Genomic DNA, 23,911 nt, shown 5'->3' with positions numbered 1-23,911 from the left:
CGGGACGCTCCGCGTCCCATGTGACGCAGAGCGTCACTGGATGCATTCCCACGCAGGAACGTGGGAACGATCATGCGCCGGTAGGCCGGGGCTGATGGCTCTTTGAGTATGCCGTGCTCGTTGCGCGGATGTATTGATCTGGATCGTTATTTTTACCATCCAGGCTCATGCTAGAGTGCTCGGCCAAGACCCCGGAGCTTGTCATGCGTGTATCGATCCGCCGCTGCGCCACTTCACTGCTGATCGCCAGCCTGCCTTTGACGGCCGTGGCCGCGCCGATGCACAGCCAGTTCCTGCCGCCGGATGACCTGGTGGTGCGCCAGGAACAGCCCGAGCAGCAGCAGTTGCTGCAGGTGACCGAGTATTCGGTGGTGCTGGGTAACCAGCGCCAGTCCAACCAGCAACCGATCCCGGTCACTTCGCCCTTGCTGGTCCGTCTCAAGGGCAAGTCCTTGAACAAGGGGGCGACGATCAGCCAGGTGATCCTCAACTTCGACGGCGAAAGCAAAAGCTTGAAGAAACCGGCCTTCGACGAGGCGAGCAAGACCCTGACACTGTCTTATCCACAGGCCCAGTACCGGGTGGTCATCGATCTGTTGCGCAACAACACGGTCTACGTGCAGTTCCTCACCTACGCCAACGGCCATATCTGGGCCGATCTGCACACCGGCACCGAACGCCCGCGTTGAGCCCCGAGGCCTGCCGGGGGTAAACTGCCCGCCCCGTGAATTGTGCGAGTTGGAGCCGGCAATGCGTAAAGACAAGAAACAAGTGATTGGCGACGAGATTGGCGACGAGCAGATCAAGCTGTTCCTCAATTTCGAACCGGTCGATGCCACTTCGCCGTCGTTGCACAAACTGATCAAGGCCTACCGTGGCCTGCGGGTCGATGATTTCGAGCGTTTCTTGACGTTCTTCGTCGAGGCCGGCCATGACCTCGACGGCAAGGATGAGCACGGCAACGATTTCGTTGCGCTGATCCAGGACCAGCGCAACGCCGAGGAATACATCGAATTGATCAACAAGGCGCGCCGCTGAATTGAACCCTGTCAACGCTCTTCGGAGCGTTGAATCGTTCGGGCTGACCGCAACTAATTTCTTCTTCTGCAAGTTGCTCCGAAAGGTTATGTCACCATTCGGGCTGTTTTGTTTTATTTGAATTTCCATTACTTTTGCGCCGAAGCCAAGTGGCTTTGACGTCATCGTTTAAATGGAGTTGTATTTATCATGGAAGATCAAAAGAAGTTTGTCGCCGGGGTGTTGTTGTCCCTGGCGGCGTGTCTGGCAAGTTCAGCTTCCTGTGCGCGGGATGAAATTGTCAATGTCGAAGTCTATAACGCAACCGCCGCCGTCATCGTTCCCGGCAGCGATTTTATCTGGACGCAGAATCCGGCCAATGCAGGCCACAGCTTTTCGATAAACCCGGGCGAGAGCCAGGAATTAACCTACTACCTGCCCCAGTCACGCGCCGAGCGAGAGGCCTTCAGCTACACGCAAGGAAGCCGAACCTGTCATTTCAGCTTTGGACATGTCCCAAGGGCCCCGGGCAATGATAAAGAGGCAATGCCTTATCATCGCTGGGTCAAGGCTGAGCCGGCGGGTTCCTGTGTCGCTGAACTGTTTTATGTTGAAGATGATGACGACTATGTCAGTCACGGTGGAACACGGGTTAAATTCAGCATGAACTAACACCGAGGAAATAAAAAAGCCTCCTGTCTGCACGGGAGGCTTTTTTATATGAGTGGCAAGGTGTCAGGCGTAACTTTGAGCCTTGCTGTCTTCAACCAACTCCAACGCAATGTTGTTCTGCGCGTTGATCTTGCGATACAGCGCCGCGTCGGTTTCCAGCACTTTTTCCCGGGCCGGGAATATCTCTGCGAGCTTGCCAGCCCACTCGCCCTTGGCCTTGTCCGGGAAGCAGCGTTCGATCAGTTCCAGCATGATCGATACGGTCACCGAAGCCCCCGGCGATGCGCCGAGCAGGGCGGCGAGGGTGCCGTCCTTGGCTGCCACCAGTTCGGTGCCGAACTGCAGGACGCCACCTTTCTTCGGATCTTTCTTGATGATCTGCACCCGCTGGCCGGCCACTTCCAGGCGCCAGTCTTCGGCTTTCGCCTCGGGGTAGAAGCGACGCAGGGATTCCAGGCGCTGCTCCATGGACTGCATCACTTCGCTGATCAGGTACTTGGTCAGGTCCATGTTGTCCCGGGCCACGGCCAGCATCGGGCCGATGTTGCCGGCGCGTACCGACAGCGGCAGGTCCATGAGCGAACCGTGCTTGAGGAACTTGGTGGTGAAACCGGCGTATGGCCCGAACAGCAGGGATTTCTTGCCGTCGACCACGCGGGTGTCCAGGTGCGGCACCGACATCGGCGGCGAACCCACGGCGGCCTGGCTGTAGACCTTGGCCTGATGGTGCTTGACCACTTCCGGGTTATCGCAACGCAGCCACTGGCCGCTGACCGGGAAGCCACCGAAGCCCTTGCTTTCCTCGATGCCCGAGGCTTGCAGCAGCGGCAAGGCCGCGCCGCCGGCACCGAGGAACACGAACTTGGCGTCGACTTCGCGGGTGCTGCCGGAATTGACGTCCTTGATGCTCACGGTCCAGCCGCTGCCGTTGCGCTTGAGGCCGGTGACGCGCTTGCAGTATTTGACCTGGGTGTCCGGGGCGCTGGTCAGGTGCTTGAGCAACTGATTGGTCAGGGCGCCGAAGTTGACGTCGGTCCCGTTCATGACGCGGGTGGCGGCGATGACTTCATCGTCCGGCCGGCCAGGCATCATCAACGGCATCCACTCGGCCATCTGGCCTTTGTCTTCGGTGTATTCCATGTCGGCGAAGGCGTGATGCTGACGCATCAGCTCGAAGCGCTTCTTCAGGAACGCCACGCCTTTCTCACCCTGTACGAAACTCAGGTGTGGCACCGGGGCGATGAAGGACTTGGAGGAGCCGAACGTGCCTTTGCGGGTCAGGTACGTCCAGAACTGCTTCGACACTTCGAACTGGGTGTTGATGTGCACGGCTTTCTTGATGTCGACCGTGCCGTCGGCCGCCTGGGGTGTGTAGTTGAGCTCACACAGCCCGGCGTGGCCGGTACCGGCGTTGTTCCACGGGTTGGAACTCTCCGCGGCACCGGAGTCCATCAGCTCGACGACTTCCAGCGAGACCGCGGGGTCGAGCTCCTTGAGCAGCACGGCCAGGGTGGCACTCATGATGCCGGCCCCTACCAGAACTACATCGACTGCTTCGTTATGCGCCATTTAACGCGTCTCCAAAATCTGCAGCACCAAATTGTCGGCATAGCGGCCAGGAGTGGCGGGGCAGGTCAGTTGCGCCCCAGTTATCCATGGCCAGGATCGCCATGTCCGAATCTTCGCAATTTTTCGCACCTACTGCGGATGCATGCAGCCTGGCCTCAAGAGTCACATGAACTCATTTAAGCGCCGGGCAGGCAATTCGACTTATGGCCGAGACATCCGTTCGTGCAACCAAATCCGTAGCGGACAGGCTTCAGGCGCCGGTTCTTGAGCGATATCCGGTCCTGTGTCGTTGGGCTGTTTCAGACGCTAATGGTGCTTGTTCAGACGCAAAACTCTTCATTTGCTCGCCACACTCTCGTGAAGTTGTGAAAACCCGTTTTTTCACGCTCTTTTGAAGACGTGAACCTCAAAAAAGGGCTGTCCCAGCCTGGCACCGTGCCCGGTTTGGTTGCCCCCATGCAGTACATGACAGGCAAAACAGGCAGACAGCTCAGTGACCGAGCGTAATGACAGCTCTGCAGATTCGCGAAAAGTGGTGATTTGCCTGGAGAACAGCAAGCGCGCCAGCTTCACTCGATCTGTGTGGGCGGCTCTCTGTGGGCGGTGCGGGGTGCCAATACCAGGGTATCAGCGGTGTTGCGAGGCCCGATCAGGAGACGTCCTTATAATCGGGGGGAGATTGTATCGAAGAAACGCAGGGAAATGGTCGTGTTTAATGACTTTTATTAGCCGTCCGGTCAGATGGTCAACAGTTGCCGGTTGCGTGCGCGGGCACGAAGCGGTTGCACGCGGGCGCTGGCGGGCAATGGCTGGTGCAACCAGTTGAGGCGGATTTCGTCGATTTCCACCCAGCCCTCGCCCATGGGTTGCAGGCTGCACTGCTTGAAGGCCTGGCAACGGCCGTTGCGATCGAGCAGGGCGAAGCTACGGTGATGGGGACGCGGGGTGAACAGGGAAATGAGGAAGCGCATGGGCGGATACCGGGTCAGGGAGCTTGGAGCAAGCCTGACAGCGAGCCATGACATGCCGGTGTACGGACCGTGACAATGGGGTGACAGGAACCGGCAATCACGGCCCGTGTCAGACATTTCAGTATTCATCGTGTGACGCTAGTTCACGGCGATGGCGCACCGCTATACTGCCGGCCTGTTTGTGCCCGATTCTGGAGAGAAGAGCATGTTGCAACGCCTGTTGTTCGGTTTGATCGCTGTGACCAGTCTGACCCTCGTCGGCTGCGCCCACAGCCCGCAACAACTTAACCCGGAGCCCAAGCTCAATGCCCAACTGGCGCCTGTGGGGCGTGGCCAGCCGGTGGTGGTGCGGGTCGTGGACGGTCGTCCGTCGCCGACGCTCGGCACCCGTGGCGGGCTGTACCCGGAAACCAGCGTGATCACGGTGCAGGGGGCGCAGATCCTGCCCAAGCTGCAGGCCCAGGCTGAAGCCGCGGTGCGTTTGCTGGGCTTCACGCCGACCGCCAATGCCTTGAATGCACCGCAACTGACCGTGACCCTGGCTGAGCTCAAGTATCAGTCGCCCAAGGAAGGCATGTACGTGACCGAAGCTACCATCGGCGCGACCTTCCGCTCCGACGTGCAGAACGCCAACCGCCGCTACAGCGGTCGTTACGGGGCGTCCCTGGACCAGCGCTTCGGCATGGCGCCCAACCAGGACACCAACACCAAGCTGGTCAGCGACGTGTTGAGCGATGCCCTGACCCGGCTGTTCAAGGACCCGACCATTGGCCAGGTGTTGGCTGAGTAAGCACCAAGTCTGCAACCCCGTGGGAGCGAGCTTGCTCGCGATAGCTGAGTGTCAGCCATTTCGATGTTGGCTGATCCACCGCCATCGCGAGCAAGCTCGCTCCCACAGTTTTTTCAGGCGGCCTGGGAATAGAATTCCAGCACGCTGATCCCGGTCAGCAGGTCTGTCTCAGGCAGGTCGGCATGTTGATGGCCGCCGAGGGCGCAGTACACCAGCCAATGACGGTCCTGCACATTGAAGGACAGGCTGTCGACGAGGTTCTGTTGTTCCTCGCTTGGGCTGATGAGATAGAGGCGATCCTGGTTTTCGGCGTGCAGCATGACGGGTTCCGTGCGGGTTTGAAGGGCGACAGAGTGGCCTATTCAGATGACGAAACCGTGACGTAAAGAATTACGATGGATTGAGGCCTTTCTCCTGCAGAAAGCTCGGGGCTGCTTCGCAGCCCAGCGGGGATAAATCCCCTCGCCACAAAGTCACTACGCCAACATCCGAAGGCGCCGAAGAAGGTCGTTACTGGTCGGAAAAAACGGTGCAGGGCGGCAGGCTTTCGGTAGAATCCGCGCCCTGTTCGTAGGTCATGGGCGTATCTGTCCTGTCCGTTTTTCGCTTGAGGTTCGTGATGTCGCTGCATCTGTTTTCGTTGTTCGCCGCCCACCCCGCCAAACTGATCAACCTGCTCGCGTTGCTGTTTGCCTGCCCGGGCGGCTGGGTATTGCACGCGACGCGTCGCCGTGAACAGCGGGCGCGCGCCTGCCTGCAAGCACGCAATGGCAATGGCGAGGAGCGCTTCGAAGCACTGCTGGACCTGGCCACCCAGCGCATGAACCGGTTCTTCTATCGGTTCGGCTTTGGCTGCCTGGCGCTGGCGTTGCTGGTGTCGTGGATCAGTACGCAGTTCTGATGAGATAACCGTTTTGATCGGGGCATGGTGGCCTGTGGCGAGGGGATTTATCCCCGTTGGGCTGCGTAGCAGCCCTGATCAGGTTGATGTGATCGACCAGACTTACCGAGCTGTCAGGGTTTGGGGCTGCTGCGCAGCCCAGCGGGGATAAATCCCCTCGCCACAGCAAGCTCCCTTGCCACAGGGAACCCGTGTCCTCAGACCTATCGCTTAAAGCGCCAACCCGGCCTTGACCCGGTACTGATTACGCACCGGCGTCGCATATTGCAGCACCAGGAACGGCCGGTGTTCCGGCGGGCAAGCGTCCAGCCGGCGCTGCCATTCTTCCTGGGCCTTGGCCAGCTCGTCGGCACCAAACACTTCGGCCGCCGTCGGCACCTGCAACTGCGGGTCGGCGCCGGCCCATTGGGCGTAAGCCAGGTAATGCACCGGGAACAGGCGGTAGCCGCCGAGAATCTGCCGGTCCATTTCCAGGGCCAATTGCTTGGTGTCCTCGAACAGCTCGGTGATGGGCGCGGCGAAGTTCACGTGGACCCGGCCCTTGTAGCCAGTGATGCCCTTGGCGATGCTCACATCGTCCTCGCCCGGTGCCTTGGTGTAGGTGCCGGTGGTGGCGCGGATATACAGCTCGCGGGCCTTGGCCTGGTCGCACGGGTCGTATTCGTAGCTGATCGACACCGGCGTGAGGTTCAGCGACTGGATCACCTCGCCGAACGGTTCGTCCTTGCGGCTCATGTGGAACATCTTGAGGATCGCCGATTCGGTCCGGTCGTCACCGTCCTTGGCCCGCCCTTCGGCCTGGGCGATCCAGATCGAGGCGCAGTCGTTGCGGATCGAATGGTTGATGTACGCCGACAGCAACTGGTACGCCGCCATTTTTTCCCGCCGTCCGGTGATTGAGCGGTGCACGATGAAGCTCTTGTTCAGGCGCATCAGGTCGCTGACAAAAGGCTTTTGCAGCAGGTTGTCGCCAATGGCGATGCGCGGCGTCGGCAGGCCGGCGTGGTACACGGCGTAGTTGACGAAGGCCGGGTCCATCACGATATCGCGGTGGTTGGCGATGAACAGGTAGGCGCTGCCGGACTTGAATTGCTCCACGCCGGTGTAGGTCACGCCATCGGTGGCGCGCTCGATGGTGTGGTCGACGTAGAACTCTACCTTGTCCTGCAAAGTGGCGACCGACGTCACACCGGCGAACTCACGGCGCAATCTTTGCGCTATAAGGGGTTTGAGCATCCAGCCGAACGCGCCGGCCAGGCGTGGGAAGCGGAAGTGGGTGAGGATATCTAGAAACGCCTTGTCGCCGAGCAGCCGTGCCAGCACCGCTGGGACTTCGCTGTCGTCGTAAGGTCGGATGGCATCGAATTCGCCCATCATGCTCTCTTGTTGGAAACGGCTAGGGTAAGTAAAGGTTCGATCGAAAAAACGACGGGGCACGGCCTGGAAGATAAGCCAGACGAAAATAGCCCTGCAAATAGACCGGCGATTATACGCACAAGTCACTTGGGAGACCGCGATGCTGGAGCAGGCTCATTATGATTGTCCCTATTGTGGGGAGGATGTGGAGACAACCGTGGACTTGTCCGGCGGCGACCAGACCTACATCGAGGACTGTCAGGTGTGCTGTCGACCGATCACCTTTGTGCTGCAGGTCCATGGCGAGGAATGGCATCTCGAAGTCTTCAGCGAAAACGAATGATGGGGCGCCCATGCAGCGAATCTACGAGCTGGAAAACCTGATGGAAGGCGAGTTGTTGCAAGGGATGCTTGCGAGCGAAGGCATCACGGCGCATCTGGTGGGGCGTGATTTGCTGGGCGGCGCGGGGGAGTTGCCCATTCAGGGCCTGCTGGGGCTGGCGGTGGAGGACGAGCAGGCGCAATACGCCCGTGAGTTGATCGCCGCGTACAATGCCGCGCTGCCGCTGCCCGGCGATGAACCGGACAGCTACCCCGGCACGCTGGTCTGTTAGGCTGGCGGTCGTTCGTTCGATCAAGAGTCGTGTTGCCCCATGTGTGGACGTTATGCCCTGTTTCGCTGGAACCCCGCCTTTGCGGCCCTGCCCGGTTTTCCCGCCGATCAGAAGGCCCAGTGGAATATTTCGCCCAACGATTCGGTGCTGATACTGCGGGCCGGCGCCGAGGGCCAGCGCGAGCTGGCTCGGGCGCGCTGGGGCCTGACGCCGCCGTGGTTGACCGACCTGTCCCGCACCCCGGCCCATGCCCGGGCCGAAACCGTGGCCGAGCAGCCGATGTTTCGCGAGGCCTTGCGCCTGCGCCGCTGCCTGCTGCCGGCCAACGGCTTTTATGAGTGGCGCGGCGGCACGCGCAAGCGTCCGTACTGGCTGACGCCGGGGGAGGGCTCGTCGCTGTCTTTTGCCGCGATCTGGGAAGCGTATCCGGTGCAGGAGCAGGTGTGGCTGAGCACGGCGGTCATCACTCAGCCGGCGGCGGGGCAGCGCCGGCCGTTGATCCTGGACGAAGAAGGCCAGCGCCTGTGGCTCGACCCTCAGACGCCGCTGCATGCCTTGCAAGGGTTGCTGGCAAGCGAGCCGGCGCCACTGCGCGAGCGGGTATTGGCCAATATGGTCAATGATCCGAAGCTCAATGGGCCGGAGTGCTTGACCCCGGCTTGAGTTTTGCGGCGCTTTTATTGGCCTCATCGCGAGCAAGCTCGCTCCCACAGTGGGTTACTGGGGTGTTCACAAAAAATGTGTTCACCGCCTAACCCCTGTGGGAGCGAGCTTGCTCGCGATGGGGGCGTGTCAGTCAACCTACTCGTGGTGCGGTTCGCCCAGGAAGGTCAGCGAGGTGAACACGCCGCGGGTGGCCACGTCCTTGTTGTCCTTGAGCGCAATTTCCATCTGCGCCGCGATCACATTCAGGCCTTCGTTGCGCACCAGCACCTTGGCCCGGCCTTCTGCGTCGGTTTCGGTCGATACGGTGTTCGGCGCGCTGCGGTAGTCGCCCACCAGTTTCACTCCAGCGGCCGGTTTGCCATCCAGCAGCACCCGTACCGGCAGTGACTGGCCCGGGCCTACGGTCAGCGGGTCGACTTCCGGCAGGATCACGAACTTGATCGGTGCAAGCGCCGGCAGTTTCGCCCCCGGCTCATAGATCGCCAGGCTGTATTTGAACGTATGGGTCGATTCGATCGCCCCGGGCACTTTGCTGCGGCCTTCGTTGATCCACTTCTTGTCGGCCGTCTGGGACCACATGCCGTTGTCCAGCGCCACGGCCAGCACCGCTGGCGGCTTGAGCGGTTGCAGGCGGGCGTGGTCCGGCAGGCGCTCTACGGTGACGGGGATCATCTTGCCGCCCAGGTCATAGGCCCAGGCACCGCTGATTTTCTGCGCCTTGAAGGGGTTGTCTTCGGCGCCGTGGCCGTAGATCACTTCGACGTTGCCGCGACGCTGTTCGGTCCACAGGCCATGGGCCGAGGCCTGCGCGGCCAGGAGCAGGCCAAGCAGGGCGAAGGTCTTGGGGTATTTCATGCTGACTTCCTTATAGATCGAGGGTGAGGCTGACAGTGAAGTTGCGCGGATCGCCGGGGGTGACCCAGTAGTTGCTGTAGGAGCGTTCGTAGTATTTTTCGTCGAAGACGTTATTCAGGTTCAGGCCCACGGTGACGTCATCGCTGGCCTTGTAATGGGCCAGCAGGTCCACGGTGTGGTAGGCCGGCAGTTCGAAATCCTTGCCGGCTTCGCCCGAGCGATCGCCGACGTAAGTGAACGCCGCGCCAACATCCGAGCCGCGCAGGTGCCCATCCTGGAATTCGTAGACCCCCAGCACGCTGCCGCTGTGTTTGGCGACGCCGAGGATCCGGCTGCCAGTGGGGTTTCCCGGGTCACCCTTGGTCACTTCGGCGTCGATGTAGGCATAGGCGCCGATCACGCGCACGGCGTCGGTCACCTGCCCAGTCACTTGCAGGTCGATGCCCTGGCTGCGGGCCTTGCCGATGGCGCGGCTGAAGTCGGTCCCGGCGACCGGGCTCAGGACGTTTTCCTTCTCTATATGGAAGGCCGCCAGGGTAGTGCTCAGGCGATCGTCGAACCACTCGCTCTTGATCCCCACTTCATAGCCGACGCCTTCCTCGGGATCGAAAGTCTTGCCACTGGCATCCAGGCCGTTGTTGGGCTTGAACGAGGTGGAGGCGTTGGCGAACAGCCCGACTTCGGGTGTCAGTTGATACAGCAGGCCGGCTCGTTGCGTCAGGGTGTCGTGGCGCTGGCGGCTGGTTTTACCGCGGGTGTGGTCGTCGATGCTCTGCTCGAAATGCTCATACCGCACGCCGAGCATGCCCCGCAGCTTGTCAGTGAAGATGATCTGGTCCTGCAGGTTCAGCGCCCGGCTTTGCACATGTTCGAAGAAGTCTGTGCCGGTCCGGGCACCATTGGGTTTCGGCTGGCCGTAGATCGGTTGATAGAGGTCGATGGGGTAGGGGCTGCCACCGATGGTGGTCACGCGCTCGTTCTTGCGGTAGTCCTCGTATTCGCTGCCGATCAGCAGTTCGTGCTGCCACGGGCCGAGGTCGAACAGGCCGCGCAATTCCAGTTGGGTGATGCTGTCGTGCCAATTGTTGTCGCGCTCGCGATAGCGGCGGTTCACCGTGTGGCCATCGGCGTTCAGCGGGCGCGCTTCAGAGGCGAAGCCCCAGAGCTCACCTTGCTTGTAGTGGCTGGCCAGGCGCAATTGCCAGGTGTCGTTGAGCTGATGCTCGAGGGCGGCCTGGAGCATGTTGTTGTGATTGTCGATGTCGCCGTCGTTGGGCTCGCCCAGGAACGTCGAGCGGGAAACGCCGCTCCAGCGATTGTTCGGAGCGACGATGCCGCGGTCGAACGTCGAGCTGTGGCGCACGATTTCGCTTTCCACTAGCAACCGCGTATCGGGGTTCAGTTGCCAACTGATGGAAGGCGCAACGAAAACACGTTTGCTGCCGACATGGTCGCGAAAGCTATTGTTGTCCTCGACCGCCAGGTTGACCCGCGACAGCAGGTTGCCTTCGGTGTCCAGTGGCGTGTTGACGTCCAGCGCAGTGCGGTAGCGATCCCAACTGCCAGCGCTGGTTTGCAAGGTGGTGAAGGCTTCGGGCTGGGGTTTCTTGGTGACAATGTTCACCGTACCGCCGGGATCGCCCCGGCCATACAGGCTGGCGGCCGGGCCCTTGAGCACTTCGATGCGTTCGATGTTCGCGGCGTCCGGCGTGCTCGGATAACCGCGGTTGGCGCTGAAGCCGTCCTTGTAGAACTCCGAAGTGGTGAAGCCGCGCACGCTGTATTCGTAGAGCGTCAGGCCGCCGAAGTTGTTCTGCTTCGACACACCGCCAGCATATTCCAAGGCTCGCTCGACGCTGGTGCTGCCCAGGTCCTTGAGCACGCTGGCGGGAATCACGCTGATCGATTGCGGGATGTCGCGCAGGGCGGTGTCGGTTTTGGTGGCGCTGGCCGAGCGGGTGGCGCGGTAACCCGTCACAGGGCCGGTGGGGGATTCGTAGTCGGACGTCACGGTGATGGCGTCCAGTTCCAGCGGTTGGATTTCTTCGGCGTAGGCCGGATCGCCGAGCAGGCCCAAGGCGAGGCTGACAGCCGAAATCCGTTTTAAGGGTGGCATGTTATGTTGTTCCAATTTTTAGTATTGAAACAATATAACACTACTAATGAGAATTTATGCTATCTGTAATTTCAATTGGAATCTGGATAGGTTTGCCAGGGGGACCACATTGGAGGTGCAGGTAGGCATCTTTGTGGCGAGGGGATTTATCCCCGTTCGGCTGCGCAGCAGCCGTAGACCGTTGGTGCGGTTCGTCTGATGGACCGCGGTGTCTGATTTTGGGGTTGCTGCGCAACCCAGCGGGGATAAATCCCCTCGCCACAAGTTTTTTTCAGGCCCCCAGGATGTGTTCCGCGGCTACTGCTCTTCCTTGAGCACCACCGGTGCCGGCGGTGGGCGCAGGCCGATTTCGGCGGTGAGCTTGAGCTCCTTGCCGTTGCGCATGACCTGGATCGTCACCTTGTCGGTGGGCTTGATCCGCGCCACCTGGTTCATCGAGCGGCGGCCATCGCCGGCCGGTTCGCCATCGATGCTCAGGATCACATCGCCCAGTTGCAGGCCGGCCTTCTGCGCCGGACCGTCGCGGAAAATTCCCGCCACCACGATACCGGGCCGCCCGGACAAGCCGAAGGACTCCGCCAGTTCCTGGGTCAGCGGCTGGACTTCAATGCCCAGCCAGCCACGGATCACCTGGCCGTGTTCGATGATCGACTTCATCACCTCCATCGCCAGCTTCACCGGAATGGCGAAACCGATGCCCTGGCTGCCGCCGGACTTGGAAAAGATCGCCGTGTTGATCCCGGTGAGGTTGCCGTTGGCATCCACCAGCGCGCCGCCGGAGTTGCCGGGGTTGATCGCGGCGTCGGTCTGGATGAAGTCCTCGTAGTTGTTCAGGCCCAACTGATTGCGCCCGGTGGCGCTGATGATGCCCATGGTCACGGTCTGGCCGACGCCGAACGGGTTGCCGATGGCCAGGGCGACGTCACCGATGCGGATGCTGTCGGAGCGGCCGATGGTGATGGCCGGCAGGTTCTTGAGGTCGATCTTCAGCACCGCGAGGTCGGTTTCCGGGTCGCTGCCGATCACCCGGGCCAGGGTTTCACGGCCGTCCTTGAGGGCCACCACAATCTGGTCGGCACCGCTGGTGACGTGGTTGTTGGTCAGGATGTAGCCTTCCGGGCTCATGATCACGCCCGAGCCCAGGCTCGACTCCATGCGTTTCTGCTTGGGCGAGTTGTCGCCGAAGAAGCGCCGGAATTGAGGGTCTTCGAACAGCGGATGGCTGGGTTTGTTGATGACCTTGGTGGTGTACAGGTTCACCACGGCCGGCGCGGCGGTGGTCACGGCGTCGGCATAGGACACCGGCCCCTGTTGCACCGCCTTGGTTTGCGGTGCCTGCTGCAGGTTGACGTCGAGGCTCGGCAGGCCGACCCATTCCGGGTAGCGCTGGATAATCAGTAGAGCGACAAGCACGCCGGCCAACAGCGGCCAGCCGGAAAAACGCAGCGCCTTGAGCATTAAGCACGTCCTACAAAGGTTGCAGGCGGTATGAGACCGCCCATAATGTCGCGCATTATACGAGGCCGCGCGCGCCTCTGAACGGGATATTTAGGAGTCTTTTATGGCCGTAGCCCTGAACACCCTGGTTGAAGAAGCGGACCGTTACCTGGCCAGCAGCCGGATTGCCGATTATTGCCCCAATGGCCTGCAGGTCGAAGGCGCGCCCCAGGTGATGCGCATCGTCAGCGGTGTCACCGCCAGCCAGGCGCTGCTCGATGCCGCCGTCGAGGCCGAGGCCGACCTGGTGCTGGTGCATCACGGTTATTTCTGGAAGGGCGAGAACCCTTGCATCACCGGCATGAAACAGCGTCGCCTCAAGACGTTGCTCAAGCATGACATCAGCCTGTTGGCCTATCACTTGCCCCTGGACCTGCACCCCGAGGTGGGCAACAACGTGCAATTGGCCCGCCAGTTGGACATCACCGTCGAGGGCCCCCTGGATCCGGACAATCCCAAGGTTGTCGGTCTGGTCGGTTCCCTGTCCGAACCGATGACGGCGCGGGATTTCGCGCGCAAGGTCCAGGAAACCCTGGGGCGCGAGCCCTTGCTGATCGAGGGTGGGCAGATGATCCGCCGGGTCGGCTGGTGCACCGGTGGCGGCCAAGGTTATATCGATCAGGCGGTGCTGGCCGGGGTCGACCTGTACCTCAGCGGCGAGGCGTCGGAGCAGACATTCCACAGTGCGCGGGAAAACGGCATCAGCTTCATCGCCGCCGGGCATCATGCGACCGAACGCTACGGCGTCCAGGCACTGGGTGACTACCTGGCGCGACGGTTTGCCCTGGAGCACATCTTCATCGATTGCCCGAATCCCATCTGACTGTAACCGGACCTGTGGGAGCGGGCTTGCTCGCGAATGCGGTGGGTCAGTCAACAGTTATGCAACTGAACCACCGCATTCGCGAGCAAGCCCGCTCCCACAAAGGTCAGTGCAATACCCGAACCACCAGGCATATCCATATGCTGTTTCGATCTAGTTGGCGCCCTGATTAGAAGAGGTCGCTGTGCTAGGATTCCCCGCTCGAACACGGCCCGCTGGCCGTTCATAAGAAAGTTTTCGTGAGTAGCCATGGTCGACAAACTGACGCATCTGAAACAGCTGGAGGCGGAAAGCATCCACATCATCCGCGAGGTGGCCGCCGAGTTCGATAACCCGGTGATGCTGTACTCCATCGGTAAAGACTCCGCCGTGATGCTGCACCTGGCACGCAAGGCGTTCTTCCCCGGCAAGCTGCCGTTTCCGGTGATGCACGTCGACACCCGCTGGAAATTCCAGGAAATGTACAAGTTCCGCGACCGCATGGTCGAGGAACTGGGCCTGGACCTGATCACTCATGTGAACCCGGACGGCGTGGCGCAGGGCATCAACCCGTTCACCCACGGCAGTGCCAAGCACACCGACATCATGAAGACCGAAGGCCTCAAGCAGGCCTTGGACAAATATGGTTTCGACGCCGCGTTCGGCGGTGCCCGTCGCGATGAAGAGAAATCCCGCGCCAAGGAGCGCGTGTACTCGTTCCGTGACAGCAAGCACCGTTGGGACCCGAAGAACCAGCGGCCGGAACTGTGGAACGTCTACAACGGCAAGGTCAACAAAGGCGAGTCGATCCGCGTATTCCCGCTGTCGAACTGGACCGAGCTGGACATCTGGCAGTACATCTACCTCGAAGGTATCCCGATCGTGCCGCTGTACTTCGCCGCCGAGCGTGAAGTGATCGAGAAGAACGGCACGCTGATCATGATCGACGACGAGCGCATCCTCGAGCACCTGTCCGACGAAGACAAAGCCCGTATCGTCAAGAAGAAAGTGCGTTTCCGTACCCTTGGCTGCTACCCGTTGACGGGTGCGGTGGAGTCCGAGGCCGAGAGCCTGACGGACATCATTCAGGAAATGCTCCTGACGCGAACTTCCGAGCGCCAGGGCCGGGTCATCGACCACGATGGCGCAGGCTCGATGGAAGATAAAAAACGTCAAGGGTACTTTTAAGCTTCGAGTTACAAGCGGCAAGCTGCAAGTTAAAGGCTGTATGCGTAATTTGTAGCTTGGTGCTTGCAGCCGGTTGTTGCGAGCCGCGATTGAGTGACTCGTAATGGATTTCGAGAAGTTGGTTGTTTGGCAGAGAAGCAAGTGTCTGGCGGTGGGAATCTACCGAGAGTTTGCTCAATGCAGGGATCTTGGTTTTAAAGACCAAATCACCCGCTCAGCACTTTCGGTGCCTTCCAATATTGCTGAGGGAATGGAGCGGCGCAGCGCCAAAGAAAAGGTACGTTTTCTTTGGATCGCGAAGGCCTCTTGTGGAGAGTTACGAACACAGATTCTCATCGGCAGCGACATTGCTTACATCGCCCACCCGCTGGCTGATAACTGGATTGCAGAAACTCGCGAGCTATCAAAAATGCTCTGCGGCTTGATAAACAAAATTTCTGACTAGCTGTACGCCGACAAGCTTGCCGCTTGAAGCTTACAGCTCGGAGCTTGAACACAATGAGCCACCAATCTGATTTGATCAGCGAGGACATCCTCGCCTACCTGGGCCAGCACGAACGTAAAGAGCTGCTGCGCTTTTTGACCTGCGGTAACGTCGACGACGGCAAGAGCACCCTGATCGGGCGCCTGCTGCACGACTCCAAGATGATCTACGAAGATCACCTGGAAGCCATCACCCGCGATTCGAAGAAAGTCGGCACCACCGGGGACGATATCGACCTGGCGCTGCTGGTCGACGGCCTGCAGGCCGAGCGCGAGCAAGGCATCACCATCGATGTCGCCTACCGCTATTTCTCCACCGCCAAGCGCAAGTTCATCATCGCCGATACCCCCGGCCATGAGCAGTACACCCGCAACATGGCCACCGGTGCCTCCACCTGTGACCTGGCGATCATCCTGGTGGATGCCCGCTACGGCGTGCAGACCCAGACCCGTCGCCACAGCTTCATCGCTTCGTTGCTGGGCATCAAGCACATCGTCGTGGCCATCAACAAAATGGACCTCAAGGACTTCGATCAGGGCGTGTTCGAGTCGATCAAGGCCGACTACCTGAAGTTCGCCGAAGGCTTGAAGATGAAGCCCACCAGCATGCACTTCGTGCCGATGTCCGCCCTCAAGGGCGACAACGTGGTGAACAAGTCCGAGCGTTCGCCGTGGTACACCGGCCAGTCGCTGATGGAAATCCTCGAGACCGTGGAAGTGGCGGGCGACCGCAACTTCACCGACCTGCGTTTCCCGGTGCAGTACGTCAACCGTCCGAACCTGAACTTCCGCGGTTTCGCCGGCACCCTTGCCAGCGGCATCGTGCACAAGGGCGACGAAGTGGTGGTGCTGCCGTCGGGCAAGAGCAGCCGCGTGAAATCCATCGTCACCTTCGAAGGCGAGCTGGAGCATGCCGGTCCAGGCCAGGCGGTCACACTGACCATGGAAGACGAGATCGACATCTCCCGTGGCGACCTGCTGGTGCATGCCGACAACGTCCCGCCGGTCACCGACAGCTTCGAAGCGATGCTGGTGTGGATGGCCGAAGAGCCGATGCTGCCGGGCAAGAAATACGACATCAAGCGCGCCACCAGCTACGTGCCGGGCTCCATTGCCAGCATCGTCAACAAGGTGGATGTGAACACCCTTGAAGAGGGTCCGGCCAGCGCGCTGCAGCTCAACGAAATCGGCAAGGTGAAGATCGCCCTGGATGCGCCGATCGCCCTGGACGGTTACGAAAGCAACCGCACCACCGGCGCATTCATCGTCATCGATCGCCTGACCAACGGTACGGTCGGTGCCGGTATGATCGTCGCCCAGCCGCTGACCCACGGCAGCAGTACGCACCACGGCAAGCTGGCCCATGTGTCGGTGGAAGAACGCGCCCAGCGCTTCGGCCAGCAACCGGCCACGGTCTTGTTCAGTGGCCTGTCGGGTGCTGGCAAAAGCACCCTGGCCTACGCGGTCGAGCGCAAGCTGTTCGATTCGGGGCGTGCGGTCTTTGTCCTCGATGGCCAGAACCTGCGTCATGACCTGAACAAGGGCCTGCCCCAGGACCGTGCCGGGCGGACCGAGAACTGGCGCCGCGCGGCGCATGTCGCTCGTCAGTTCAACGAAGCCGGCCTGCTGACCCTCGCCGCGTTCGTCGCGCCGAGCGCCGAAGGACGTGAACAGGCCAAGGACCTGATCGGTCGTGAGCGTCTGCTGACGGTCTACGTCCAGGCCTCGCCAACGGTGTGTGCCCAGCGTGATCCACAGGGGCTGTATGCCGCCGCCGGCGACAACATCCCGGGCGAGTCCTTCCCGTATGACGTGCCGCTGGATGCCGACCTGGTCATCGACACCCAGGCGCTGACCCTGGAAGAGAGCGTCAAGCAGGTGCTGGATCTGCTGCGCAAGCGTGGGGCAATCTAAGGAACGCCGCTGTCAGTAAAAAGCCCGCAGATGAGTAATCATCTGCGGGCTTTTTCTTTTCCAGAGGGTCGCTCGATCAAATGTGGGAGCGGGCTTGCCCGCGAAGACGGTGGAACATCCAACATCTCCATGAGCTGATCCACCGCTTTCGCGGGCAAGCCCGCTCCCACAGGGATTAACGGTGGTCTGGATACTCGCGGTGCATCTGCGCAAGCAACGCATCCTTGTCCTGCCACAGCTGGTTGATCCAGCCCTGGAACTCCAGGCGATACACACCGTCTTGGTCGTAGTTCTTGCCGATGAACTGCGGCGCAATCTTCAGTTCCTGGAAATGCACCACCACTTCCCCAACGTTGCCGCAGAGCAAATCCCAATACCCCGGACGCCCGCCCGGGTAATGGATGGTCACGTTGATGATCGATTCCAGTTGCTCACCCATGGCATCGAGCACGAACGCGATGCCACCGGCCTTGGGCTTGAGCAGGTAGCGAAACGGTGACTGTTGCTGGGCATGCTTGCCGTCGGTGAAACGCGTGCCTTCGACGAAGTTGAAAATGCCCACGGGGTTGTTGCGAAACTTCGCGCAAGTCTTGCGAGTGGTTTCCAGGTCCTTGCCTTTCTTTTCCGGGTGTTTTTCCAGGTACGCCTTGGAGTAGCGCTTCATGAACGGGAAGCCCAGGGCCCACCAGGCCAGGCCGATCACCGGCACCCAGATCAGTTCCTGCTTGAGAAAGAACTTCAACGGCCGGATGCGCCGGTTCAGCACGTACTGCAACACCATGATGTCGACCCAGCTCTGGTGGTTGCTGGTGATCAGGTACGAATGCTGGTAGTCCAGGCCCTCCAGGCCACTGAGGTGCCAGCGGGTACGGCGCAGCAGGTTCATCCAGGCCTTGTTGTTGCTGATCCAGGCCTCGTGGATGTGGCCCATCAACCAGTCGGTGAAGCGCTGGGCGGTGGGGAAGGGCAGCAACAGCTTGAAAATCGCCACGATGAACAGCGGCGTACAGCAGGCGATGGTGTTCAGCGCCAACAGCAGCGAGGCAATGACGCCGCGCAAGGGGGGAGGCAGGAAGTCCAGCATTTAAATATCCAGAGGTCGGTTGGCGGCTTGGATCGCGGTCAGGGCGATGGTGTACACGATGTCGTCGACCTGGGCACCGCGGGGCAAGTCATTCACCGGTTTGCGCAGGCCTTGCAGCATCGGCCCGAGGCTGACGCAATCGGCGCTGCGCTGCACGGCCTTGTGGGTGGTGTTGCCGGTGTTGAGGTCGGGGAAGATGAAGACCGTCGCCCGGCCGGCTACCTGGCTGTTGGGCGCCAATTGCCGCGCCACGGTTTCATTGGCGGCGGCGTCGTATTGCAGCGGACCGTCGATCAGCAGGCCATGCTGGGCTTCGTGGGCCAGCAGGGTGGCTTCACGGACTTTTTCCACTTCTTCACCACTGGCCGACTCGCCGCTGGAATAACTGAGCATCGCCACCCGCGGCGTGATGCCGAACGCTGCGGCCGAATCGGCGCTTTGCAGGGCGATTTCCGCCAGTTCCGCGGCGCTGGGGTGCGGGTTCATCACGCAGTCGCCGTAGACCAGCACTTCTTCGGGGAAGAGCATGAAAAACACCGAGGACACCAGGGAGCAACCCGGCGCGGTCTTGATCAGCTGCAACGCCGGACGGATGGTGTTGGCGGTGGAGTGGATGACCCCGGATACCAGCCCGTCCACTTCATCCAGGGCCAGCATCATGGTGCCGATGACCACGGTGTCTTCCAGTTGCTGCTCGGCCATCGGCGCGTTCAGGCTCTTGCTCTTGCGCAACCTCACCATCGGTTCGACATAACGCTCGCGAATCGAATCCGGGTCGAGAATCTCCAGCCCCGGCGGCAGCTCGATGCCTTGGGCGCGGGCCACCGCTTCGACGTCGGCCGGTTTGGCCAGCAACACGCAGCGGGCAATGCCCCGGGCCTGGCAAATGGCGGCGGCCTGGACGGTCAGCGGTTCGCTGCCTTCGGGCAGCACGATGCGTTTGTTGGCGGCTTGGGCGCGCTGGATCAACTGATAGCGGAACACCGCCGGTGACAAGCGCATTTCCCGCGGTGTGCCGCAGCGCTGGTGCAGCCATCTGGCGTCCAGGTGGCTGGCGACGAAATCGGTGATGATCTCCGCACGTTCGCGGTCATCGACGGGAATTTCCTTGTTCAGGCCGTTGAGCAGGTTGGCGGTGTCATAGGAGCCGGTGCTCACCGACAGCACCGGTAACCCTGCCTGCAAGGCGCCGCGGCACAGGTCCATGATGCGTGGGTCGGGCAGGGTATCGCTGGTCAGCAGCAGGCCGGCCAGTGGCACACCGTTGATCGCGGCCAGGCTCACGGCGAGGATAATGTCGTCGCGATCGCCGGGAGTCACCACCAGCACACCGGGCTTGAGCAGTTCCACCGTGTTGCGCATGGTGCGGGCGCAAATGATGATGTTGCTCATGCGCCGGGTTTCGTAGTCGCCGGCATTGAGCACTTGGGCGCCCATCAGGTCGGCCACGTCGCGGGTACGCGGGGCGTTGAGTTCGGGACGAAACGGAATGCAGCCGAGCAGGCGGAAATCACCGCTGCGCAGCAAGGGCGAGTGCTCCTTGAGCCGTGCGGAAAACGCCTCCATGCTTTCCTCGGTGCGGACCTTGTTCAGGATCACCCCGAGGACTTTCGGGTCCTTCGGCCCGCCGAACAGCTGCGCCTGTAGCTCTACCCGCCCGGAAAGCTCGGTCAGCACTTCGTTCTCCGGCGCCGACACCAGGATGACCTCGGCGTCGAGGCTCTTGGCCAGGTGCAGGTTGACCCGGGCGGCGTAGCTGGCGTTGCGGGTCGGGACCATGCCTTCGACGACCAGCACGTCCTTGCCGATGGCCGCTTGCTGGTAAAGGGTGATGATTTCTTCCAGCAGTTCATCGAGCTGGCCGTCGCCGAGCATGCGCTCGACGTGTGCCAGGCCCAGGGGCTGTGGGGGCTTGAGGCCATGGGTGCGGGCCACCAGCTCGGTGGAGCGCTCCGGCCCGGTGTCGCCGGGATGCGGCTGGGCAATGGGTTTGAAAAAGCCGACTTTCAGCCCGGCCCGTTCGAGGGTACGCACCAGCCCGAGACTGATGGAGGTCAGGCCCACGCCAAAATCGGTGGGTGCGATAAAAAAAGTTTGCATGCGGATTCTCTAAAGGAGCATGGCAATGGCGCGGCCTATGACTGGCCGTCTACCCACAATTCAGTCGCCAAGGTTATCGCTAACCGGGCCTTGAGCGCACCAGCCGCAAGCAAAGGGCTGGCCTATTTTTTCAATACGTTGCACAGGGTCCAGCACCCAGGCCCGGGACTGCCAGGGTGGTTGGTGGCGCAGGTGCTGGGTATGGCCGCAGGACAGCTCGGCCACCCAGTGCCCGTCCTCATCCTGATGCAAACCGGTGACCGTCGGTCTGTTCGAGCAGGCCCGTTTGTCCGGGTTCCGTTCGCTTTCGGGCAAATCCTTGTTTAGACTTGTCCGTTCTTCATTCTTATGCAAAAGGTCTCGCCCCATGCTGATCGCCGCCAATAAGGCTGTCTCCATTGACTATACCCTGACCAACGACGCTGGTGAGGTCATCGACAGCTCTGCCGGCGGCGCTCCGCTGGTCTACCTGCATGGCGCAGGCAACATCATCCCGGGCTTGGAAAAAGCCCTGGAAGGTAAAGCGGTCGGTGACGACCTGAACGTTGCCGTCGAGCCGGAAGACGCTTACGGTGAATACTCCGCCGAACTGGTCAGCACCCTGAGCCGCAGCATGTTCGAAGGCGTGGATGAGCTGGAAGTGGGCATGCAGTTCCACGCCTCGGCGCCCGATGGCCAGATGCAGATCGTCACCATCCGCGACCTGGAAGGCGATGACGTCACCGTTGACGGCAACCACCCGTTGGCCGGCCAGCGCTTGAACTTCAAGGTCAAGATCGTCGACATCCGTGATGCCAGCCAGGAAGAGATCGCCCATGGTCACGTCCATGGCGAAGGTGGTCATCACCATTGATTTGTGCGCTACGCTCAAGTTGACTGGAGAGGCGCCCTATGGCGCCTTTTTAGTCGCTTGCTGTTAGCATCACCCATGGCTGTTTCGAAAAGATCTGCAAACCTGGAGTTCGTCATGAGTGCTTTCCACGACCTTAAACTCAAAGCCCTGGATGGTCAGGAGCTTGCTCTGGCGCCGTTCAAGGGGCAAGTCGTGCTGGTGGTCAACGTCGCCTCCAAATGTGGCCTGACGCCTCAGTACGCGGCGCTGGAAAATCTCTATCAGCAATACAAGGACAAGGGGTTCAGCGTGCTGGGCCTGCCCTGCAATCAGTTCGCCGGGCAAGAGCCGGGGACCGAGCAGGAGATCCAGGAATTCTGCAGCCTCAACTACGGCGTGACGTTCCCGCTGTCCAGCAAGCTGGACGTGAACGGTCATGATCGTCATCAGTTGTATCGCCTGCTGGCGGGCGAGGGGGCCGAGTTTCCCGGGGACATTACCTGGAACTTCGAAAAATTCCTGCTCGGCAAGGACGGCCGGGTGCTGGCGCGCTTTTCGCCGCGTACGGCGCCGGATGATCCCACGGTGATTCAGGCGATCGAAAAAGCACTGGGCTGAAAGCCAGGCACGGCACCCTGTGGCGAGGGGATTTATCCCCGCTGGGCTGCGAAGCAGCCCCAAGAGCAAGCGACTTGTCTAGGCTGACACACCGAGATATCAGATTTTAGGGCTGCTGTGCAGCCCAGCGGGGATAAATCCCCTCGCCACAGGTTCTGCACCCGGCTGTGCATTCGGTTCGGTCCACCCAATCGCGATCCGTCTGCGCCTTCTGATCCTTAATCATTCAAATCAATAGTGCTACCCAGCACTCCCTATGCTCCATATTATCGTCGTCATATCCGACCTGTGACTTCGTCCCGTGGAGTGCCCCATGCCTGCAAAAGCCCTGTTCAAACCCTTCCACCTCGGTGCGTTCGAGTTGCCAACCCGGGTGGTGATGGCCCCGATGACCCGTTCCTTTTCACCGGGCGGCGTGCCGAATGCCAAGGTGGTCGAGTACTACCGTCGCCGCGCGGCGGCCGGGGTCGGCCTGATCATCACCGAGGGCACGACGGTCGGGCACAAGGCGTCCAACGGTTATCCGAATGTGCCGCATTTCTACGGCGACGCCGCGCTGGCCGGTTGGAAGCAGGTGGTCGATGCGGTGCATGCCGAAGGCGGCAAGATCGTTCCACAGTTGTGGCATGTAGGCAGTGTGCGCCGCATCGGCACCGAACCGGATGCCAGCGTGCCCGGCTATGGTCCGAGCGAAAAACTCAAGGACGGCCAGGTGGTGGTCCACGGCATGACGCAGGCCGATATCGACGAGGTTATCGCTGCGTTTGCCCAGGCGGCGAAAGACGCCCAGAGCATCGGCATGGACGGGGTGGAAATCCACGGCGCCCACGGCTATCTGGTGGACCAGTTCTTCTGGGAAGGCAGCAACCAGCGCACTGACGGTTATGGCGGCAGCCTGGCCAACCGCTCGCGCTTCGCGATCGAATTGATCCGTGCCGTGCGGGCGGCAGTGGGCGAGGGCTTCCCGATCATTTTCCGCTTCTCCCAATGGAAGCAGCAGGATTACACCGCGCGCCTGGTGCAGACCCCCGAAGCCTTGGGCGAATTCCTCAAGCCGTTGTCCGAGGCGGGCGTGGACATTTTCCACTGTTCGACACGGCGCTTCTGGGAGCCGGAGTTCGAAGGTTCCGAGCTGAACCTGGCCGGCTGGACCCGCAAGCTCACCGGCAAGCCCACCATCACCGTCGGCAGCGTCGGCCTGGATGGCGAGTTCCTGCAGTTCATGGTCAACACCGACAAAGTCGCGCAACCGGCCAGCCTGGAAAAGCTGCTGGAGCGCTTGAACAACGATGAGTTCGACTTGGTGGCGGTGGGGCGTGCGCTGCTGGTGGATCCGGACTGGGCGCAAAAAGTCCGTGAAGGGCGGGAGCAGGATATCTTGCCGTTCAGTCGCGAAGCCTTGATGACCCTGGTTTAAGCGGCGCCTGATCTGACGCTATCGCGAGCAAGCTCGCTCCCACATTTGATCTTCAGCGAACATGATTCTGGTGTTCGACAAAGATCCCCTAATGAAATGGTCCTCTCAGACCTCCCCCAGTGAAAGCTAAGCTTTCACTGGGGGATCTACCGGAGACCGCCGCCATGAATACTGACAATCTTGCTATTACCAGCTTGGATCTAGGCAAAAACTGCTTCCACTTCTACGGTCAAGATAACCGCGGGCGCCACCTGTTCCGTGCCAAGGTTTCACGCGCTCAGGTTTTTGCCTTCATTGCTCAACTGCCCGCTTGCACCCTGGCTATGGAAGCCTGCGGCGGTGCGCATTTCATGGGCCGATTCGCAGTCAGTTGTGGCCATCAACCCAAACTCATAGCAGCCCAACATGTACGTCCTTACGTCAAAAGCAACAAGAACGACTATGTCGAT

The 23,911-nt window shown here is 60.9% G+C and carries 25 protein-coding genes and 1 pseudogene; 16 read left to right on the top strand and 10 right to left on the bottom strand.

From position 1 onward, the window contains the following. The first annotated feature begins 203 nt into the window (after positions 1 to 203). From BLP82_RS20080 to BLP82_RS20070, 3 genes are all read left to right on the top strand, one after another. The gene (locus BLP82_RS20080) at positions 204 to 689 is read left to right on the top strand and encodes a hypothetical protein (RefSeq protein WP_092172121.1); all 486 of its coding nucleotides are present in this window, start codon (positions 204 to 206) and stop codon (positions 687 to 689) included. 61 nt (positions 690 to 750) lie between these two features. Continuing rightward, positions 751 to 1,038, top strand: a complete 288-nt coding sequence (locus BLP82_RS20075) for a PA4642 family protein (protein ID WP_060740669.1) — start codon at positions 751 to 753, stop codon at positions 1,036 to 1,038. Between the two features lie 189 nt (positions 1,039 to 1,227). Continuing rightward, on the top strand, positions 1,228 to 1,689 hold the full coding sequence (locus tag BLP82_RS20070) for a hypothetical protein (protein WP_092172118.1): 462 nt from the start codon (positions 1,228 to 1,230) through the stop codon (positions 1,687 to 1,689). Between the two features lie 63 nt (positions 1,690 to 1,752). Here the strand turns inward: BLP82_RS20070 and mqo are convergent, their stop codons facing one another. Both mqo and BLP82_RS20060 read right to left on the bottom strand, forming a co-directional pair. Continuing rightward, entirely contained in the window at positions 1,753 to 3,258 is a 1,506-nt protein-coding gene (gene mqo, locus BLP82_RS20065; RefSeq protein ID WP_092172114.1) for a malate dehydrogenase (quinone), read from the bottom strand. Positions 3,259 to 3,995: 737 nt separating this feature from the next. Further along, a complete protein-coding gene (locus BLP82_RS20060; protein WP_014340171.1) occupies positions 3,996 to 4,229 on the bottom strand; it encodes a hypothetical protein in 234 nt (77 codons plus the stop codon). A gap of 205 nt (positions 4,230 to 4,434) precedes the next feature. Here BLP82_RS20060 and BLP82_RS20055 point away from each other — a divergent pair, with 205 nt between their 5' ends. After that, positions 4,435 to 5,019 (top strand): YajG family lipoprotein, encoded by a 585-nt coding sequence (locus BLP82_RS20055; RefSeq protein ID WP_003205489.1) that lies wholly within the window; start codon positions 4,435 to 4,437, stop codon positions 5,017 to 5,019. 113 nt (positions 5,020 to 5,132) lie between these two features. Here the strand turns inward: BLP82_RS20055 and BLP82_RS20050 are convergent, their stop codons facing one another. Then, positions 5,133 to 5,339 carry a hypothetical protein gene (locus BLP82_RS20050; RefSeq protein WP_092172111.1) on the bottom strand — a complete coding sequence of 69 codons (207 nt, stop codon included), beginning with the start codon at positions 5,337 to 5,339 and terminating at the stop codon, positions 5,133 to 5,135. A 299-nt stretch (positions 5,340 to 5,638) separates the two neighbouring features. On the opposite strand from BLP82_RS20050, the gene BLP82_RS20045 reads away from it, so the two are divergent. Further along, complete coding sequence (locus BLP82_RS20045; RefSeq protein ID WP_060740672.1) at positions 5,639 to 5,920, top strand: hypothetical protein; 282 nt, start codon at positions 5,639 to 5,641, stop codon at positions 5,918 to 5,920. A gap of 210 nt (positions 5,921 to 6,130) precedes the next feature. Here BLP82_RS20045 and BLP82_RS20040 read toward each other — a convergent pair whose 3' ends face one another. Next, positions 6,131 to 7,297 carry a 1-acyl-sn-glycerol-3-phosphate acyltransferase gene (locus BLP82_RS20040; RefSeq protein ID WP_092172107.1) on the bottom strand — a complete coding sequence of 389 codons (1,167 nt, stop codon included), beginning with the start codon at positions 7,295 to 7,297 and terminating at the stop codon, positions 6,131 to 6,133. Between the two features lie 139 nt (positions 7,298 to 7,436). Here BLP82_RS20040 and BLP82_RS20035 point away from each other — a divergent pair, with 139 nt between their 5' ends. From BLP82_RS20035 to BLP82_RS20025, 3 genes are read left to right on the top strand one after another with little or no spacing between them, the layout of a single operon-like run. Next, positions 7,437 to 7,619 carry a CPXCG motif-containing cysteine-rich protein gene (locus tag BLP82_RS20035; RefSeq protein ID WP_060740674.1) on the top strand — a complete coding sequence of 61 codons (183 nt, stop codon included), beginning with the start codon at positions 7,437 to 7,439 and terminating at the stop codon, positions 7,617 to 7,619. Positions 7,620 to 7,629: 10 nt separating this feature from the next. Beyond that, a complete protein-coding gene (locus BLP82_RS20030; RefSeq protein WP_092172103.1) occupies positions 7,630 to 7,890 on the top strand; it encodes a putative signal transducing protein in 261 nt (86 codons plus the stop codon). 39 nt (positions 7,891 to 7,929) lie between these two features. Continuing rightward, positions 7,930 to 8,553 (top strand): SOS response-associated peptidase, encoded by a 624-nt coding sequence (locus BLP82_RS20025; protein WP_092172098.1) that lies wholly within the window; start codon positions 7,930 to 7,932, stop codon positions 8,551 to 8,553. 138 nt (positions 8,554 to 8,691) lie between these two features. Here BLP82_RS20025 and BLP82_RS20020 read toward each other — a convergent pair whose 3' ends face one another. The 3 genes from BLP82_RS20020 to algW form a co-directional block, all read right to left on the bottom strand. Next, the gene (locus tag BLP82_RS20020; RefSeq protein ID WP_092172095.1) at positions 8,692 to 9,411 is read right to left on the bottom strand and encodes a DUF4198 domain-containing protein; all 720 of its coding nucleotides are present in this window, start codon (positions 9,409 to 9,411) and stop codon (positions 8,692 to 8,694) included. Between the two features lie 10 nt (positions 9,412 to 9,421). Beyond that, the gene (locus tag BLP82_RS20015) at positions 9,422 to 11,527 is read right to left on the bottom strand and encodes a TonB-dependent siderophore receptor (protein WP_092172092.1); all 2,106 of its coding nucleotides are present in this window, start codon (positions 11,525 to 11,527) and stop codon (positions 9,422 to 9,424) included. A gap of 297 nt (positions 11,528 to 11,824) precedes the next feature. Continuing rightward, entirely contained in the window at positions 11,825 to 12,985 is a 1,161-nt protein-coding gene (gene algW / locus BLP82_RS20010) for a Do family serine endopeptidase AlgW (protein ID WP_072344423.1), read from the bottom strand. Between the two features lie 103 nt (positions 12,986 to 13,088). Here algW and BLP82_RS20005 point away from each other — a divergent pair, with 103 nt between their 5' ends. The 4 genes from BLP82_RS20005 (at position 13,089) to cysN (ending at position 17,411) form a co-directional block, all read left to right on the top strand. Beyond that, positions 13,089 to 13,847 (top strand): Nif3-like dinuclear metal center hexameric protein, encoded by a 759-nt coding sequence (locus tag BLP82_RS20005; protein WP_092172087.1) that lies wholly within the window; start codon positions 13,089 to 13,091, stop codon positions 13,845 to 13,847. Between the two features lie 249 nt (positions 13,848 to 14,096). Next, the gene (cysD, locus tag BLP82_RS20000) at positions 14,097 to 15,014 is read left to right on the top strand and encodes a sulfate adenylyltransferase subunit CysD (RefSeq protein WP_003178041.1); all 918 of its coding nucleotides are present in this window, start codon (positions 14,097 to 14,099) and stop codon (positions 15,012 to 15,014) included. 103 nt (positions 15,015 to 15,117) lie between these two features. Further along, positions 15,118 to 15,459: a four helix bundle protein gene (locus BLP82_RS19995; RefSeq protein WP_092172083.1), complete on the top strand. Its 342-nt coding sequence runs from the start codon at positions 15,118 to 15,120 to the stop codon at positions 15,457 to 15,459. Between the two features lie 53 nt (positions 15,460 to 15,512). After that, positions 15,513 to 17,411, top strand: coding sequence for a sulfate adenylyltransferase subunit CysN (gene cysN / locus BLP82_RS19990; RefSeq protein WP_092172079.1), 1,899 nt, complete (start codon positions 15,513 to 15,515; stop codon positions 17,409 to 17,411). A gap of 175 nt (positions 17,412 to 17,586) precedes the next feature. On the opposite strand, the gene BLP82_RS19985 is transcribed toward cysN, so the two are convergent. From BLP82_RS19985 to BLP82_RS19975, 3 genes are read right to left on the bottom strand one after another with little or no spacing between them, the layout of a single operon-like run. After that, complete coding sequence (locus tag BLP82_RS19985; RefSeq protein WP_092172076.1) at positions 17,587 to 18,495, bottom strand: acyltransferase; 909 nt, start codon at positions 18,493 to 18,495, stop codon at positions 17,587 to 17,589. Continuing rightward, positions 18,496 to 20,595 carry a phosphate acetyltransferase gene (pta, locus tag BLP82_RS19980; RefSeq protein ID WP_092172073.1) on the bottom strand — a complete coding sequence of 700 codons (2,100 nt, stop codon included), beginning with the start codon at positions 20,593 to 20,595 and terminating at the stop codon, positions 18,496 to 18,498. Positions 20,596 to 20,655: 60 nt separating this feature from the next. Beyond that, positions 20,656 to 20,994, bottom strand: a complete 339-nt coding sequence (locus BLP82_RS19975; protein ID WP_060740683.1) for a DUF3565 domain-containing protein — start codon at positions 20,992 to 20,994, stop codon at positions 20,656 to 20,658. Between BLP82_RS19975 and BLP82_RS19970 the strand changes: the two genes are divergently transcribed. The 4 genes and pseudogenes from BLP82_RS19970 to BLP82_RS30700 all read left to right on the top strand — a co-directional run. Next, positions 20,963 to 21,448 (top strand): FKBP-type peptidyl-prolyl cis-trans isomerase, encoded by a 486-nt coding sequence (locus BLP82_RS19970; RefSeq protein ID WP_060740684.1) that lies wholly within the window; start codon positions 20,963 to 20,965, stop codon positions 21,446 to 21,448. The genes BLP82_RS19975 and BLP82_RS19970 overlap by 32 nt on opposite strands. A 114-nt stretch (positions 21,449 to 21,562) precedes the next feature. Next, positions 21,563 to 22,045, top strand: coding sequence for a glutathione peroxidase (locus BLP82_RS19965; RefSeq protein WP_072409398.1), 483 nt, complete (start codon positions 21,563 to 21,565; stop codon positions 22,043 to 22,045). A gap of 313 nt (positions 22,046 to 22,358) precedes the next feature. Beyond that, entirely contained in the window at positions 22,359 to 23,462 is a 1,104-nt protein-coding gene (locus BLP82_RS19960; RefSeq protein WP_092172069.1) for an NADH:flavin oxidoreductase, read from the top strand. Positions 23,463 to 23,626: 164 nt separating this feature from the next. After that, positions 23,627 to 23,911, top strand: a pseudogene (locus BLP82_RS30700) (IS110 family transposase); the annotation flags it as partial.

This window comes from Pseudomonas sp. NFACC37-1, assembly GCF_900101575.1.
Lineage (GTDB): Bacteria > Pseudomonadota > Gammaproteobacteria > Pseudomonadales > Pseudomonadaceae > Aquipseudomonas > Aquipseudomonas fluorescens_AA.
This window is presented reverse-complemented; position numbering and strand designations above follow the sequence as displayed.

Coding starts and splice junctions, on each gene's coding strand:
- BLP82_RS20080 (WP_092172121.1), top strand. CDS start 204: ATGCGTGTATCGATCCGCCGCTGCGCCACTTCACTGCTGATCGCCAGC.
- BLP82_RS20075 (WP_060740669.1), top strand. CDS start 751: ATGCGTAAAGACAAGAAACAAGTGATTGGCGACGAGATTGGCGACGAG.
- BLP82_RS20070 (WP_092172118.1), top strand. CDS start 1,228: ATGGAAGATCAAAAGAAGTTTGTCGCCGGGGTGTTGTTGTCCCTGGCG.
- mqo (WP_092172114.1), bottom strand. CDS start 3,258: ATGGCGCATAACGAAGCAGTCGATGTAGTTCTGGTAGGGGCCGGCATC.
- BLP82_RS20060 (WP_014340171.1), bottom strand. CDS start 4,229: ATGCGCTTCCTCATTTCCCTGTTCACCCCGCGTCCCCATCACCGTAGC.
- BLP82_RS20055 (WP_003205489.1), top strand. CDS start 4,435: ATGTTGCAACGCCTGTTGTTCGGTTTGATCGCTGTGACCAGTCTGACC.
- BLP82_RS20050 (WP_092172111.1), bottom strand. CDS start 5,339: ATGCTGCACGCCGAAAACCAGGATCGCCTCTATCTCATCAGCCCAAGC.
- BLP82_RS20045 (WP_060740672.1), top strand. CDS start 5,639: ATGTCGCTGCATCTGTTTTCGTTGTTCGCCGCCCACCCCGCCAAACTG.
- BLP82_RS20040 (WP_092172107.1), bottom strand. CDS start 7,297: ATGATGGGCGAATTCGATGCCATCCGACCTTACGACGACAGCGAAGTC.
- BLP82_RS20035 (WP_060740674.1), top strand. CDS start 7,437: ATGCTGGAGCAGGCTCATTATGATTGTCCCTATTGTGGGGAGGATGTG.
- BLP82_RS20030 (WP_092172103.1), top strand. CDS start 7,630: ATGCAGCGAATCTACGAGCTGGAAAACCTGATGGAAGGCGAGTTGTTG.
- BLP82_RS20025 (WP_092172098.1), top strand. CDS start 7,930: ATGTGTGGACGTTATGCCCTGTTTCGCTGGAACCCCGCCTTTGCGGCC.
- BLP82_RS20020 (WP_092172095.1), bottom strand. CDS start 9,411: ATGAAATACCCCAAGACCTTCGCCCTGCTTGGCCTGCTCCTGGCCGCG.
- BLP82_RS20015 (WP_092172092.1), bottom strand. CDS start 11,527: ATGCCACCCTTAAAACGGATTTCGGCTGTCAGCCTCGCCTTGGGCCTG.
- algW (WP_072344423.1), bottom strand. CDS start 12,985: ATGCTCAAGGCGCTGCGTTTTTCCGGCTGGCCGCTGTTGGCCGGCGTG.
- BLP82_RS20005 (WP_092172087.1), top strand. CDS start 13,089: ATGGCCGTAGCCCTGAACACCCTGGTTGAAGAAGCGGACCGTTACCTG.
- cysD (WP_003178041.1), top strand. CDS start 14,097: ATGGTCGACAAACTGACGCATCTGAAACAGCTGGAGGCGGAAAGCATC.
- BLP82_RS19995 (WP_092172083.1), top strand. CDS start 15,118: ATGGATTTCGAGAAGTTGGTTGTTTGGCAGAGAAGCAAGTGTCTGGCG.
- cysN (WP_092172079.1), top strand. CDS start 15,513: ATGAGCCACCAATCTGATTTGATCAGCGAGGACATCCTCGCCTACCTG.
- BLP82_RS19985 (WP_092172076.1), bottom strand. CDS start 18,495: ATGCTGGACTTCCTGCCTCCCCCCTTGCGCGGCGTCATTGCCTCGCTG.
- pta (WP_092172073.1), bottom strand. CDS start 20,595: ATGCAAACTTTTTTTATCGCACCCACCGATTTTGGCGTGGGCCTGACC.
- BLP82_RS19970 (WP_060740684.1), top strand. CDS start 20,963: ATGCTGATCGCCGCCAATAAGGCTGTCTCCATTGACTATACCCTGACC.
- BLP82_RS19975 (WP_060740683.1), bottom strand. CDS start 20,994: ATGGAGACAGCCTTATTGGCGGCGATCAGCATGGGGCGAGACCTTTTG.
- BLP82_RS19965 (WP_072409398.1), top strand. CDS start 21,563: ATGAGTGCTTTCCACGACCTTAAACTCAAAGCCCTGGATGGTCAGGAG.
- BLP82_RS19960 (WP_092172069.1), top strand. CDS start 22,359: ATGCCTGCAAAAGCCCTGTTCAAACCCTTCCACCTCGGTGCGTTCGAG.